The sequence below is a fragment of the Paenibacillus sp. 1_12 genome (assembly GCF_900114475.1).
Classification (GTDB): Bacteria; Bacillota; Bacilli; order Paenibacillales; family NBRC-103111; genus Paenibacillus_S.
This window is the reverse complement of sequence record NZ_FOTE01000007.1, coordinates 37,894-52,114: the sequence shown is the minus strand read 5'-3', so window position 1 is coordinate 52,114 and position 14,221 is coordinate 37,894. Positions and strand designations below refer to the sequence as shown.

The window sequence follows — 14,221 nt, the reverse complement described above, 5'->3', positions numbered from 1 at the left end:
TTAGTCGTCAATCGCCTGATAAGCTGATGTCCAAAAATCGAGAAAAACACCAGGAGGAGCAGGTGAATCCATAAGACGCTGAGTCATCACAATCCCGATCATCTCTTCCTTCGGGTCTGTATAACCGGAAGTACCCATACCGCCGTTCCAGCCGAATCTTCCAGGACTATCGTATAGCTCGTTTCGTTGGAGGTTGATGGCAACACCAAAGCCCCAGCCGCTGTGATCACCGAAAAAGATACGGGCGCTCGCCTTTTGTTCTGCCGTCAGATGATCCGTCGTCATGAGCTCGATAGACGGTCTTGACAGAATTCGCTCTCCACCATGTCTTCCTTTGTTCAACATCATCTGACAAAAAGCCAGATAGTCATCCGCAGTTGATACGAGCCCTCCACCTCCGGACGGAAAGACGGGCGGGCTGCTCCAACGGCTAACCAAGGGTTCGTCATGAACGTTGACTGCTCCGGTTTCCTGATTAATCCTATAGCTTGTTGACAGTCTGTCCAGCTTGTCAGCGGGAACGTGAAACCCGGTATCCTTCATCCCAAGCGGCTCAAAGATGCGTTCACGTAAAAACTGCTCCAACGGCCGGTCTGCGGCTCGCGCAATCAGCACACCCAAGATGTCGGAGCCCGTGTGATACATAAATGACTCCCCCGGTTGATGGATCAGCGGCAGACTGCCAAGGCGTTTCATCCATTCGTCTGGCGAACACTCAGGAGGATTCGGACCGGGTGCAAGACCAGCCTCGTCCATCGCCTTCTGAATTGGATATCGGCCGGGTAGTGCCATAACCGCTCCGATCCCCAGCCGAAAGGTTAACAGATCACGCAGAGTAATCGGACGCTTCGCAGGTACCGTGTCATCGAGAGGCCCGTCGAGCTGCATAAGAACGTTGCGGTCAGCCAGTTCGGGCAGCAATCGATCTATAGGTTCGTCCAACCTCAATCTGCATTCCTCCACCAGGATCATCGCTGCCGCGGCAGTAATAGGCTTCGTCATGGAGGCGATGCGGAAGATGGTGTCCCGGCGCATCTGTTCGCTGCTGTCAAATGACTTCTTCCCGATGGCATCGGCATGGACTTCACCCCGACGACTGACGAGTGTGACCATACCAGATAGCTCTCCACGTTCAACATAGCCAGCCATGATGTCATGCATGCGACCCAGCCGCTCTTTCGACAAATTCCCAACGCTCATCTTTTCACACTCCTCAACATCATTCCACAACACTCAACATTTCATAAGCAGTTCGGCTCGATTCATATAGGATGTCGAGTTACCCTATTATAACATGCGACTTATGTTCGGATTTCTTACCGATTGCGGTATTTGAACAGGTTTACCGGGAGGGAGGGATGCTTGCCTCTTTACCAGCTGTGCAACAAAAAACCGGAAGAATGTATTTCTTCCGGTTGATTTTCAAAATCCGAATCCTGTATGTTTGAACTGCACAGCAATTTGGGTTCTATTCCTAAAACGTGGGCAGATTATCCAAATTATTGGCTTGTACTCCATCAGGCTCGCTTCGCAAAATATCACGACCATAGCGTTGAAACACATCTACATGAGCAAGAGCTCCTGCCTTCGCTTCATTCAGAGCAGATACATAATCGAGCTCTCGCCCTGCTGAGGTCTGAATCGCAATAATATCACCATCCGCATTTTTACGAACAGCCACAATGGACTCTTTACCATCGGTTGATGCTTGACTGATCTGATCCTGCGCGGCCTGAATCTCACCTTGCTGCCTATATTCCTGATAAATTTGTTCATAATTGGGCTTGCCTGAATCTTGGTTCATTATGATCACCTCGACTGTTAGGATACGCTATAACTGCCATTATTATTAAATAAACCCTTTTCCAAAAAAACGGAAAAGGGTCTACGGATGATTTGAGTATGTTATAAGTGCCACCAGCCTTTATCGGATCAATAATTTCGATCATAGTTAGTTATGCTAACTCGTTATCCAACAATTTGTAAAGCCTTTTCCAGAGCACCTGTTGCACCGAAGCCATCATGATAGTCGATTTTCTTTCCCTTTTTCTCTGCAAGTTCCCGGACAGCCCACATTGAAGTATGCTTAATTGCACCTTTTAAAATAATGATAACGTCAGCTTTATTTATAATACGTAAAAAGTAGCTTTCCACCGAGCCACCGCCCGTTTTACCATTATGATGTTCAACCATGACGCCCCGCTTTTCACCCATTTTTTTGAATGTATCCGTTTGACTTCCTCCGATAATCGCAACTATTTTCATAACTGATTCCCCCATAAAATGTAATCTTGCAAGTACGTTTCGACTATCTGTTATACTTATTTTAACTCAATATCATTAAATGTCAATCGGTATAGTAGGATTTAATATTTTGAACAACTGCTGCCTATGGTTACAAGCTTTATTAAAAAGTTATCGTTTCAGTGCTTCGAACCAAATGAACCTGGGTAATAATACTCAACTGGGGAAGATACTCCAGAAAGTAATAGTTACATAACAAAAAAAATAGATGGAGTGATGATGATGAAGTCTTTTAAAATGAAATTGTCCATGTTAGTAATTGGTGCAGCTTTAATGCTTCCTACAGTGGTAGGTGCGGCAGAGGCAACAACAACAACCGATCCTATGAACACACCGAATGTAAGCACTGCACCATCCGCGACGACCTCACAAATCATTGGTGAAACGAATATTAGAGGCATTTATGTACCTGGGATTTTCACTTTTAACGCTGATACCCGAATTGCTTATGTTCTGAATGGTATAGGTCTTGTTGTGGTCGACAAATCAACGGCTCTGCCAATTGGTTCATATTACATAAACTAACAGACATCGATTTGGCAGGGGTTAGATCGTATGAGACTCACCGTTCTTTCATACAAAAATATGCGTGTAAAAGATGACTCCTAAAAGATTTTAGGGGTCATTTTTTCCTATAAAATCTTTTGTTGGTATAGGAGAAACTTAGCTAGTTGAAATATGCTATAATCCTAATTATATCCAGCAGATGGAGGTTTGATCATGAAAAAGCTAATTCTTGGGTTAACGATCGGTATGATAATTGGTTCTGTCACAACTGCGGTTGCTGCTACACAAGGCGAAGTCACTGCTGTTTTTGCGAATTTCATATTTAAAATTAATGGACAAGAAAAAAAGGTGGACACGACACCGCTGGTTTATGATGGCACCTCCTATTTGCCAGTTCGCGCTATGGCTGACCTATTAGGTTATGAAGTCAAATATACGACCGAGAGCCGGACTATTGCATTGAATCAGCCAGTAACCAAAAGTGAGCCTGTCGACACATCCAAATGGGTAGCTTTGGGCGAATTAACGTTAGTTCCTGGCATCAAAGTGACGATTTCACCGGGAACCTCTCAAATTAACTTGGAGTATGGTAAACAAAACTTCGTTTTCAATCTGCCCAATAATGCGGAAGATGAGAAGATGGCAATCAGCAATCCTGGTAATATCAATATGCTAATCAAAGACGGAACAACTTATTTGAATCGTGTTGATTTGGAACGCGTAGGATTGCCACATTGATACGAACATAAAATAATAATACATCCACAACCAATACGCTGATGCGCCCAAGCACTTTGGGCGTTATTAGTATGTGTAACCACATGACCAGCTAGCCTCTATATATAAAGAAACCTTGAAGGCATAAGCCAATCAAGGTCCTAATTCATTACTATGATTTCGATTTCATCAGTTGAAGCGCACATTTCAAAGATTCCTTACGCAGCAGAATACTTGTAGTATGAGGATTTTCAACGAAAAAGGAGTCGCATTTCATGAGATTGTACAATGCAGCTTTTGCAGCTTCACAAGCCATGGCTTCACACTGCAGCACATACAGGCAAATGCTGTAACAAACGTCTTCGTGCTTCTTCAATACTAATAAGCGCTCCTTGATTTCCAACACCAAAATCATTCCCGACATATTTTTTTCATTTGCTTATATCTTATAACCCATTATAAAGGACCTTAGATGATCTCGTTAGTACTATCTTTTTCTAGTACCCCCTTAAAGCTCACCTTATGTTGCTGCACCAGAACGGTTAGAAATCAAGCAGTCAGTTAGCTTTTCCTCACCTGCTGTTTATTTTCGATCCATTTTTTGATCAATTTGTAAGCGACTAATGCCGAAACCACCCCCGAAACGTAAAATGTTGCTAAGTTTTTCAGATAACGTTCTGTCATTTGATCCTCAGTACCGAAGTAATGGTATCCCAGCATGCCTTCCAGCAGTGCTCCGCCAAAAAAGAACGCACAAACCGCCACCCCTGCAATCAAATATGGACGCAGCCTGTTATTCAACAGCACGTTTCCGTTGTATTCGTTTCTAGCTGTGACGGACATCCGGAGTATGCCCCAGACACTGCCCACTGTAACGAGAAACGGAATCACGAAGGACATCCAACCATAATAAGTTTGACGAATCTGCTCGATATACGCAGTCGAACCTCCCTGAGTGGGAAAACTATAAACCCTGAACCATTCACTGATCTTGAGCAGCTTCAGAGGAAATGATATATGTTGAAAATAATTATTTGTCGTTTGGCTGAAAAACCACCAATCCCTAATATCCGTAACACCGAATGCAAAATAATGCAGGGAAACCGCCTCTTTGAGTAATCCGAAAAGTCCAAACGGAAGCAGCAGGAAAATGACGCTGTATGCAATCTGAGAGATAAAGCTGCCCCCGACCAAACCAAGCCACAGCGAAAAGCTGAACACTGCACTCAAAATCAATATTTGTTGGAGATAATAAATCCAAAAAAGGCCATTTGTCAAATAGTCATTCAAAATTGTGGAATGAACTACTATGAGCTGAATGATTAATCCTACTGTAGAGGCTCCGATGATGTGAACGATGCCGAGCATCCACTTGGATAAAAAGATATGCTCCCGCTTCACAGGCATCGCGTACATGTATTCCAGGCTCTGATTCGAACGGCTGAATCCAATCAGGAAGGCGGGTAAACCTATGCATATTAGCAGCTGAAGCGTCGAAACCATACTTAGATCGGCATTGAAGTTATATTGGAACTTGTAGTTGTTTTTCAATGAGGACTCGAGGTTCAATATGACATTGTTGGCATGGCTGAATATTTGAAATCCGCTTAGCACAGCTGCCAGCCAGAGTGCCCAGAGTATGTATTTCGACTGTTTGTAATGCTGAAACCACAATCCTTTATGAAACATAGTCATTTCCCCCCAGCCTGCTAATAAAAAGATCCTCAATCGTTACAGGAAGCTCCTCAAGCAGCAGCGGCTGATTGTCCTGTAATATGCAGATTGTATGGGCCACATTACTCTTAATGAGTAAGGTTGTTACTCGCCCGACCTGTGATAACACTTCCACATGCTCCATATCGATTAAAGAGTGAATCACCATATCCTCGAAAGCAACCTGCACTTTTTTGAAAGACTGTTTCACATCTTCTATACGGATCATAGAGTCGATCCTCGTGTCTTTCATCATCATGACGACATCGGTTATTTTCTCAAGCTCTTGCAAATGGTGCGAGGAAATGATCAAGGCGATCTGACGCTCCGATACTTCCTCAATAAGCAGCTGCATAACCTGCTTTTTCACAATAACATCCAATCCGTTGGTCGGTTCATCGAGAATAATCAGCTTTGCTTGTGTCGATAAGGCCAAGATGATAAACAATAAAGCTTTCATTCCTTTGGAAAACGAGCGTAGTGTCCGGTTAGTCGGAAGCTGGAAGCGATCAAGCCAATTATAAAAAACCTCCTGATCAAACTGCTTATACATGCTCCTATGCAGCAGAACCAGCTCCTTGATACTATAACCATTGAACATACTCATGGAATCGGGTACATAATACATCGATTGTTTAGTATGCGGATAGATGCTTAAATTGACATTGTTTAATAACACCTCTCCGTGGTCCGGGTCCAATATACCTGCTACAATCCGCAGCAGTGTTGTTTTACCGACTCCATTCCGACCCACAAGCCCTGTAATGGAACCGCTTTTGAGTTCAAAATTGACATCTTCAATGATGGTTTTTCCATCTATAGCTTTACTTAGATTCCGGACGATCAACAAGTCCCTCACCTCCTAATTCATTCATATAGCTGTCAATCCATTGCACCAGCGTATCACGGCTTACTCCGATGTAGGAGGACTCTACAACAAGCAGGTGCAAGGATTGCCGAATTTCGTTTATCCTCTGTTCGTTGCCTTGTACAGGTAATGCTTCCGTGACAAATGTGCCTTTGCCTCTTCGAGTCTCAATGATTTGCTGTCGTTCAAGCTCTTGATAAGCTTTACTGACCGTGTTCGGGTTAACGATAAGCATGGAAGCAAGCTCTCGAACAGACAGCAGCTTATCATGGGGTCTGAGCACTTTTTTCAGGATTAGCTCCTTAATTTGTTGGACGATCTGCTCCCATATTGGGGTAGTGCTTCGCTCATCAATATGTATGTGCAAGGCTCTCTTCCTTTCTCTGCTGTAGCACACTAGCGAACTATGTGTACCACTACATGTAATACACTTAATACAATAACCGTCTCCTTTTCTTTTGTCAATACATAAATGTAGTTGGCTTGCTTATCATCTATTCGAAAGCCTGCGTTTAAGATCCGTCAAAGTATCCAATAAAAAGAGGCAGAAGACCCTATAGTTAGGGTCCCTGCCTCTTACATTAATCAAACCTTTATTTTGTTGGATAAGAAAAATTTGGGTACCGGACAACAGGCCATTTTTCCTTGCGCAGACTATCCAATAGCTCTGAGTTGACATGCAGATTATCACGGACCAAATCCCGTGGAGTCAGCGCCATCCACTGATTTAGTGATATATCGACAAAACGGTCACTTTTGAACATCTCTAGAAACCACAACGTTTGGTTGCCTGTATTCTGAATATAATGCCCAAAAGCAAACGGCACATAGCCAACATCCCCAGCCCGATAATCAAAGGTACGGGCCACACCATTGCCTGCAAATACCGTCATTCGGCCCTGTCCGGTAAGATAATATTGCCATTCATCATTATTTGGATGCCAATGAAGCTCCCGCATCGCTCCCGGCTCGAGCTCAACAAGTGCAGCTGCAATTGTTTTTGAAATCGGAAAGTTCGTGGAATCCACGATTCTTACGCTTCCGCCAGGTGTTTTGATCGGCGGTTGGGCCAGCAGCTCGTGCTTGAAGCTTTGCGGTATGGTTCCGTTAGGAGATTGAACGGCTTGACTTTCCAAGGAACCGGGAACCTGATCCTGATAAATATAGACCTGCTTCGAAGGAATATGGGCAAAGGCACTTTCAGATACACCAAAATTGGCTGATAGCACCTCCTTGGGAGTGTGTGCGAACCAATCGGAAATGGATAACGTATTCAGATCTGAAAAGCTGCCATCGTCAAAAACAAGCAAAAATTCACAGCCTTCCTCCAGCCCTTGAATGGAATGCGGAAGGCCTGCGGGAAAATACCATAGATCACCAGGCCCGACATCTGCGATAAAGTTCCGTCCTTCCTGATCTACCGAAGTAATACGCGCCCGACCTAACAGCATATACGACCATTCCGCCTGTTGATGCCAATGCAGTTCACGCACACCACCTGGGGTTAGCCTCATATTCACTCCAGCAAGAGTCTTTGCGATTGGTAAATCCCTGACCGTGATTTCCCGCGACCACCCTCCATGATTTAGCTGCATATGGGTGTCGGAGAATGAGAATTTGAGGTTTGGCAGCAGACCGGAATCCGTGACAGGCGGTACTAGCATATTCGGATTTTCTATGTCCCTCATCACATCACGAGGGCCTGGATCGGTAGCACCTGCTCCATCACTGCGAATGGGCTGTGGTATGCTTGCCTGCGCCGCTTGCTTCACTGATAAATTATCCATGTCATTGACTCCTCTACACAAAAATGCTGAAATCATTCAGCTCTGACATCAGATCAGTTTATGAACGAGCAAAACCCGTTATGTCAGGTAAGGAGAAATTTAAGAATCGGATAATAACTCCATTTCAGGAATCCGGATTATGAATATGCTGCCTTGATCCATAGTGCTTGTGACCGCGAGCTCACCTCCATGATTATGAACAATACGGGATGCAATGGACAGTCCAAGACCTGTTCCCCCAGACTCGCGTGAGCGCGCCTTGTCCACCCTGTAAAATCGCTCAAATACATGAGGAATATCTTGCGCCGGGATCCCGCAGCCTTTATCTGTAATTGTAATTTCGATTCCCCTTTTTGCGTAGGACCGTGACTGCACAATAACAGATCCCTCCATATCCGAAAATTTAACGGCATTGTCAAGAAGGATATATAACAATTGACTAATCTGATCGGCATCCCCTTTATACGAGAGACCTTCTTTCAAGCCGTCAACATGAGCCTTAATCACGATTTGTTTCGCTTGTGCGGCAAGCTGCATACGATCAATAGCATTGACAATCGTTTGACGAAGGTCGAATAGCTCTAACTGACTTAGCGGAATAGCGGAATCATTTCGTGCCAACAGCAGCAAATTTTCTGTAAGCCGAATCATCCGATGGATTTCATCCTTCATATGTCCCATAACCACTTGATGAATGGATGGCAGCTGCTGCTTTTGTTCTTCCAATATTTCCATAGATGCTTGAAGTACGCTAAGCGGCGTTCGCAGCTCATGGGAGGCATCGGCAGTAAAGGCTTTTTGCCGCTCATAAGAACGAGTTATTGGAATCATTGCCCGGCCCGATAATATATATCCTATAATCGAGGCTACAACCAACAGTAGGATGGATACGCCCCCCAGCAGCCACCGCATTTCAGCCAATAGGTGTTTTTGATTGCTGACATCCTCTGCCATATAGAGCTTAATCCCGCGTATATTCTCCATATCCATACTTATAACAGCATAGCTCCGGCTATCCATTTCCATATGCTTTAGGAAATATGGCTTATTGTTTGTAGCTGGAATCTTGATTTCGCTCATAAAACCTTCCGTAACTAGTGGATTGCGTCCTAAGGATTGTGAAAGAATTTGTCCATTCTGATCTGAAACAACAGCAGCTTGATTGCTTTGTAAAAACTCCCATTCCATGCGATGAGGACGATTGTCCCTGATCTCTCTATTGGCATTATTTCCCTCGATTCGGTTCATTATCCTTCTCTGCCATTCCGTCTGTGCTTTTGCCGAAGCTGCTTCGAGACGAATATGTTCATCACGAGCAAGCACACCTGACAGCATCAAATAAAAGGAAACGGCCATAATAATCAGAATAGACCCGATAATGGCACTATATATAAAAAATAGAGTTTTGCGTGTTTCTCTAATCATGCTGAGCAGCCCCTGAATCCCAAAAACGGTAGCCTCGTCCATGAACACTTTGAATTACTTTGTGGATATATGGATCGTCGATCTTCTTACGAAGCAGCTTTACGGTGGCATCTACCGCATTTAATGTCACCTCAGCTTCGGTACCCCACACATAATTCAAAATTCGCTCTCTGGACAAAACCTCGTCGGGATTGCGCATCATGTAAGACAGGAGTTGAAATTCCCTTTTCGTTAAATAGATTAAGGAGCCCTCACGTTCCACCTCTTGTGTTTGCAAATTCAGCTTCAGACTTTTGGAAGCGCAGCCTTCCTCGTACCCGCTTGTCTGTTTTCTCCGATCCAGAGCAGTCATACGGGCAAATAACTCCTCAAAAGCAAACGGCTTTACCAAATAATCATCAGCCCCATCCACCAAGCCCTTAACCCGATCCTCTACAGCATCGCGTGCAGTCAGCATCAATATGGCCGTGCTGTCCTTCTGTTTTCTCCGCTCCTTACATAGCTCAAGTCCTGTCTTTCCCGGAATCATCCAATCCAAAATATAGAGATCGTACGCCTCTGCTATAAAAAAACTCTCAGCTTCCTCCGAGTTCTTAGCCCAATCCACTTGATGCCCTTCATGCTTCAGCTTATATTCAATCAAAAACCCGAGCTTAACGTCGTCCTCCACCAGTAATATTCTCATGTTTGCCCTTCTTTCACGCTCCTATAGTTCCACTTTAAGCATAGCAAAATTCCATGAAAAAATAATGAAGAAATGAAACGACAGGTCCGGCATGCTTACAGCCAACTTTCATGATTTTTTCATTGACTTCCCTTATGATCGATAGATAAGAGCGTGTATAAAAGGTATTTCGCTAAGAAGCTATATACCTCCGCTGTCCATTTGAACATCCTCTATAAGTTATACGAAAGGAAAATGAACTATGGCTGTTATTGGAAAGAAGCTTATAGCCTTATGCTCTACAGCAATTGGTATTGTATATGCTGCCGGATATTTCGTTACGGAACCGCAAAGCCTTCAGGCCATGACTCCGACGGAGGCCCTCATGAGCCCAACTGTAAGCTCTGGCGAGCAAACTCGGCCAATAGGTCGTCAAGAAAGGCATTCAAGATCAAAATCATCCATGCCCGAAGCAGCACAGCCTTCCCGAAGCGAACCTGCACAAGCAGAATCAGCAGGCAAGCCTGCACAACCACCCACAGGTTCAGCAAAGCCATCTACAGCACAGCCAAAATATAAGGATGGAAGCTACAACGGCTCAGGCACCAACCGTTTCGGTACGGTAGAGGTGGCAGTAACCATTAAACAAGGCAGCATCGCAAACGTAGAAATTACCCGCAGCGCTACGCGGTATCCTGTTACCTATATTGAGAGCTTACCGCAACAAGTTGTTGAAAAACAAAGTGCCAATATTGACACCGTCAGCAGGGCTACCAATAGCTCCAAAGACTTTATTGAAGCTGTTCTTCAAGCATTAAGCAAAGCACAACAGCTCTCATGAAGATAAAAAGCGTCGTACGTTCAATAATTTGTATGGATACCCTGATTACGGTAAAAGTAGTTTCTGCCCATTCCGAGTCATTCATTCATCAGAGCATCGATCAAGTATTTGATGTATTTACCTTTGTGGAATCGACCTGTAGCCGTTTCGATGACAACAGCGAAATGAGAAACCTTAGCCGCCATGTAGGTTCAGCCGTTACAGTGAGTCCATTGCTGTTTGAAGCAATACGCTTCTCCTTAGAGCTTGCAGGGATGACGAATGGCATTTTTGACCCGACTATCGGGAGGCTCATGGAAGAAAAAGGATTTTCCCGTCATTATTTGAATGGCCGTACACCTGCCCCTATACCGGACTCGACACACCCTGCAAGCTATACGGATGTTGAGATCGACGAAAATCATAGAACTATCAAGCTGTTAAAGCCACTGGTCCTCGACCTGGGAGCCATAGCAAAAGGAATGGCCATTGATCTGGCCAAACGGATATTGGACAGCTTCGAGGGATTTATTATCGATGCAGGTGGAGACATTTTTGCTGGGGGTGTGAATGAAAACCAGCAGCCTTGGCGAATTGGAATACGTCATCCACTGGAGAAGGAAAGCACTATGGGTACGCTATGCATCAGTGATATGGCAGTCTGCACTTCGGGTACCTACGAACGAATTCATATACACAATGGGATGCATCATCTTATCGATCCCCATAAGCAGGCCACCAGTGAAGATTTATTCAGCTGTACGGTAGTCGCACCTTACGCAATGCTCGCTGATGGCGCTTCTACGGCCGCTTTTCTACTGGGACAAGAGCAAGGAAGGAAATGGCTTGAAGATGCAGAGCTTCAAGGTCTGTGGATTACTTCTTCTTTACAGATAGTTACGACAAACGACATGAAGAGGTATGGGTATGAGTGAAGTCAATTTAAACAATAGGATATTAAGTCGAAAGCATTCTTTTTTGAAAACACCCAAGGGCTATGTTTTGATTATTCTGCTCGTTCTTACAGTTGTTGCTTCTTTAGGCTCGTATTCTTCCCAAGGCATTGCGAATGTCGTGATCGCCGTTTGTACAGCTGCGCTACTGGACTTAGCTATGATGTGCATACTAAAACGGAAAAAGCTGGTGCCTGATGGTGCTATACTCACTGGTCTTATCATTGCATTAGTCTTAAGCCCCACAACCCATTGGTTGATCACGGCTGCTGCAGCGGCTATTGCCATTATTTCCAAGCATGCACTCCGTATGAAGAAAAAGCCGATTTTCAATCCCGCCGCGGCAGGCCTTCTCGCTGTCCTACTGATTTTTTCCAGTGGCCATGAATGGTGGGGCGGCTTGTCCGCACTTCCTGGATGGACGCTTATACTTCTCGTTGCTGGCGGTTATCTGGTAGTTAATAAAGTGAACAAATTTCCGTTACTTTTTGCATTTCTCGGCACATACTTTGCCTTATTTACTGGAATTTCGCTTTACCATACGATTGATGTCAACGATATTTTTCGAATCCCGTTTATTAACGCCGTTCTGTTCCTTTCATTCTTTATGCTGAGCGATCCTCCGACATCACCGAGCAATTATCGTGAGCAGATCCTATTTGGAATGGCAGCTGCGATCATCAGTGTTGGCGTGAACGTTTGGATCGGAGGATTGTCCTTTCTACTTGCAGGGCTGCTGGCGGCTAATCTGGGGAACAGTCTTTATAGAGTTATAAAAGGAGCAGGAGCTCGTTCTTAGATATAACACACCCACTCCCTCTGTAATTTCAATCTAAGCTTAGAACTACAGAAAAACCTGGCCAATGGCCAGGTTTTTTTACACAAAAGAATGTATTAGAAACAAAACAGCAAATCCTAAACCCAACCGCAGATGCCATTTTCGATCCAGCTTCTTGTATCTGAATAAACCTGAAACCGGAACGGGAAGAAGAACTAGCAAAGCTAGTAGACCACTGATGTTGTTGAAATTATACTTAAAGCCGTACATGAATACTCCCACCACATGAAGTACAATGAATCCGATCGCAATAATGGCAATAGGTGTATGCAAGAATCGAATGGATTGCCATAGCTTGATTATCCATTTTTTTACGCTGCTCCAACGATCAACCAGTCGCTTTTGTAAGATAAGCAGAAGTACGTAGTTTGCCAGGACAACGAAAAGCGCAATCCTTGCGTTCGATCCATAATTTTTAAAAGTCATTTCGAATCTTTTGCTGTGCAGCACCGAGTCAGATACGTGGATCATACTCCAAATCCCAGCTATCATAATGATTAGAGAGACAACAGCCGCCGCTAACATCCAAACTCGTTCCTTCTCAGGTATCCACAATTTTTGTCTAGAATATTGCTCGTCTGTTGGTTTCATAAGTAGGCTCCTACTATAACGTTGAAGTTATGTTTGCTACTTATTATATTACCTTCTTACTCTGAAAAAATAATGAAAAGTACATCCGCTTATCTGGATTCTGCTGGATACCAAGGATTCAAATGAATTAACACCTCATCCACATCACTGTGATTCTCGATAATGGCACCTTTTATTTTACGGGAAATGTCATGCCCCTCTTGAATGCTTAACTCCCCTGGAATACTTACTCTGACATCCACAAGAATATAATGACCGTGTTCTCTGGCACGTAGGCGGTCTATTCGTTTAACTTGTGAGATGGATTGGATCAAAGCTGCATATTCATTTAATTTTTCCATACTAACTGTCTTATCCATTAGAATGCCAACCGTTTCCAGTGACATCTCTATAGCCAGCTTTAATACCAGTATCGACACCACAATACCCGCCGCCGGATCTCCATAGGACAAATAAGGAATGTGATAAGTTTCTCCAATGAAGGCCAGACCAATACCCACAACTGCCGCAAGAGATGCATATACATCAGCAAGGTGGTCATACGCGGTTGCAATCAAACCCTTGCTATTCGTCTGTTTACCAACTCGGATCGTGTACACATATAACGCCTGTTTCCATATTAAAGAGAGAAATGCTGCAATCAAAGCGATCACACTTGCTTGTGCAGGCTCTTCAAAAAAAGCAGACACCGCCTCGTAACCAATATAAATAGCAGCTAGTCCCATAATGACAGCCACGATACCGGAAGCCAGAACCTCAGCCTTTCCATGTCCATAAGGATGGTCCTCATCGGCAGGCTGCTTGGATATACGCATAGAGCTTAATGCGGCTATGGTTGCAATGACATCACCCGCGTTGTGCACGCCGTCAGCCAATAATACTGGGCTGTTAAACAATAGACCTACCAGCAGCTTGAGAATAGTCAGCATTACATTACTAATCAAGCTTATCCATACAGCAATCATTGAAGCGTCCTTCTTACCCATCTCCATCATTTATTCCCCCTGCCAGAATTTTTTCCCTAAGGAAACAAA

17 protein-coding genes are annotated in these 14,221 nt (G+C 44.2%); 5 read left to right on the top strand and 12 right to left on the bottom strand.

The genetic code is table 11. The features are described from left to right. From BM210_RS16850 to BM210_RS16840, 3 genes are all read right to left on the bottom strand, one after another. Positions 1-1,200, bottom strand: a complete 1,200-nt coding sequence (locus BM210_RS16850; protein ID WP_091170432.1) for a serine hydrolase domain-containing protein — start codon at positions 1,198-1,200, stop codon at positions 1-3. A gap of 274 nt (positions 1,201-1,474) precedes the next feature. Next, on the bottom strand, positions 1,475-1,804 hold the full coding sequence (locus BM210_RS16845; RefSeq protein ID WP_091170429.1) for a DUF3892 domain-containing protein: 330 nt from the start codon (positions 1,802-1,804) through the stop codon (positions 1,475-1,477). 164 nt (positions 1,805-1,968) lie between these two features. Beyond that, on the bottom strand, positions 1,969-2,265 hold the full coding sequence (locus tag BM210_RS16840; RefSeq protein ID WP_091170426.1) for a DUF2325 domain-containing protein: 297 nt from the start codon (positions 2,263-2,265) through the stop codon (positions 1,969-1,971). Positions 2,266-2,541: 276 nt separating this feature from the next. On the opposite strand from BM210_RS16840, the gene BM210_RS16835 reads away from it, so the two are divergent. Continuing rightward, on the top strand, positions 2,542-2,829 hold the full coding sequence (locus BM210_RS16835; RefSeq protein ID WP_143101062.1) for a hypothetical protein: 288 nt from the start codon (positions 2,542-2,544) through the stop codon (positions 2,827-2,829). 195 nt (positions 2,830-3,024) lie between these two features. Then, positions 3,025-3,549 (top strand): stalk domain-containing protein, encoded by a 525-nt coding sequence (locus tag BM210_RS16830; protein WP_091170423.1) that lies wholly within the window; start codon positions 3,025-3,027, stop codon positions 3,547-3,549. Positions 3,550-3,700: 151 nt separating this feature from the next. On the opposite strand, the gene BM210_RS16825 is transcribed toward BM210_RS16830, so the two are convergent. From BM210_RS16825 to BM210_RS16795, 7 genes are all read right to left on the bottom strand, one after another. After that, positions 3,701-3,904: a hypothetical protein gene (locus BM210_RS16825; RefSeq protein WP_143101061.1), complete on the bottom strand. Its 204-nt coding sequence runs from the start codon at positions 3,902-3,904 to the stop codon at positions 3,701-3,703. 185 nt (positions 3,905-4,089) lie between these two features. Further along, complete coding sequence (locus BM210_RS16820; RefSeq protein WP_177237851.1) at positions 4,090-5,217, bottom strand: ABC-2 transporter permease; 1,128 nt, start codon at positions 5,215-5,217, stop codon at positions 4,090-4,092. Continuing rightward, positions 5,207-6,100 carry an ABC transporter ATP-binding protein gene (locus BM210_RS16815; RefSeq protein WP_256223687.1) on the bottom strand — a complete coding sequence of 298 codons (894 nt, stop codon included), beginning with the start codon at positions 6,098-6,100 and terminating at the stop codon, positions 5,207-5,209. Before BM210_RS16815 ends, BM210_RS16820 begins: the two co-directional genes overlap by 11 nt. Beyond that, positions 6,066-6,476 (bottom strand): GntR family transcriptional regulator, encoded by a 411-nt coding sequence (locus BM210_RS16810; RefSeq protein WP_091170413.1) that lies wholly within the window; start codon positions 6,474-6,476, stop codon positions 6,066-6,068. The genes BM210_RS16815 and BM210_RS16810 overlap by 35 nt, the downstream gene beginning before the upstream one ends. A 226-nt stretch (positions 6,477-6,702) precedes the next feature. After that, a complete protein-coding gene (locus tag BM210_RS16805; protein ID WP_091170410.1) occupies positions 6,703-7,896 on the bottom strand; it encodes an oxalate decarboxylase family bicupin in 1,194 nt (397 codons plus the stop codon). 99 nt (positions 7,897-7,995) lie between these two features. Then, entirely contained in the window at positions 7,996-9,321 is a 1,326-nt protein-coding gene (locus BM210_RS16800) for a sensor histidine kinase (protein WP_177237850.1), read from the bottom strand. Beyond that, positions 9,314-10,006, bottom strand: coding sequence for a response regulator transcription factor (locus BM210_RS16795; protein ID WP_091170406.1), 693 nt, complete (start codon positions 10,004-10,006; stop codon positions 9,314-9,316). The genes BM210_RS16800 and BM210_RS16795 overlap by 8 nt, the downstream gene beginning before the upstream one ends. Positions 10,007-10,247: 241 nt before the next feature. Between BM210_RS16795 and BM210_RS16790 the strand changes: the two genes are divergently transcribed. From BM210_RS16790 to BM210_RS16780, 3 genes are read left to right on the top strand one after another with little or no spacing between them, the layout of a single operon-like run. Beyond that, the gene (locus BM210_RS16790; protein ID WP_091170404.1) at positions 10,248-10,826 is read left to right on the top strand and encodes an FMN-binding protein; all 579 of its coding nucleotides are present in this window, start codon (positions 10,248-10,250) and stop codon (positions 10,824-10,826) included. Continuing rightward, positions 10,823-11,740 carry an FAD:protein FMN transferase gene (locus BM210_RS16785; RefSeq protein WP_091170401.1) on the top strand — a complete coding sequence of 306 codons (918 nt, stop codon included), beginning with the start codon at positions 10,823-10,825 and terminating at the stop codon, positions 11,738-11,740. The genes BM210_RS16790 and BM210_RS16785 overlap by 4 nt, the downstream gene beginning before the upstream one ends. Further along, positions 11,733-12,557, top strand: a complete 825-nt coding sequence (locus tag BM210_RS16780) for an RnfABCDGE type electron transport complex subunit D (protein ID WP_177237849.1) — start codon at positions 11,733-11,735, stop codon at positions 12,555-12,557. Before BM210_RS16785 ends, BM210_RS16780 begins: the two co-directional genes overlap by 8 nt. A gap of 78 nt (positions 12,558-12,635) precedes the next feature. Here BM210_RS16780 and BM210_RS16775 read toward each other — a convergent pair whose 3' ends face one another. Both BM210_RS16775 and BM210_RS16770 read right to left on the bottom strand, forming a co-directional pair. After that, positions 12,636-13,187 (bottom strand): hypothetical protein, encoded by a 552-nt coding sequence (locus BM210_RS16775; RefSeq protein WP_091170397.1) that lies wholly within the window; start codon positions 13,185-13,187, stop codon positions 12,636-12,638. Between the two features lie 89 nt (positions 13,188-13,276). Continuing rightward, positions 13,277-14,173, bottom strand: coding sequence for a cation diffusion facilitator family transporter (locus tag BM210_RS16770; protein ID WP_371263498.1), 897 nt, complete (start codon positions 14,171-14,173; stop codon positions 13,277-13,279). Positions 14,174-14,221 lie beyond the last annotated feature (48 nt).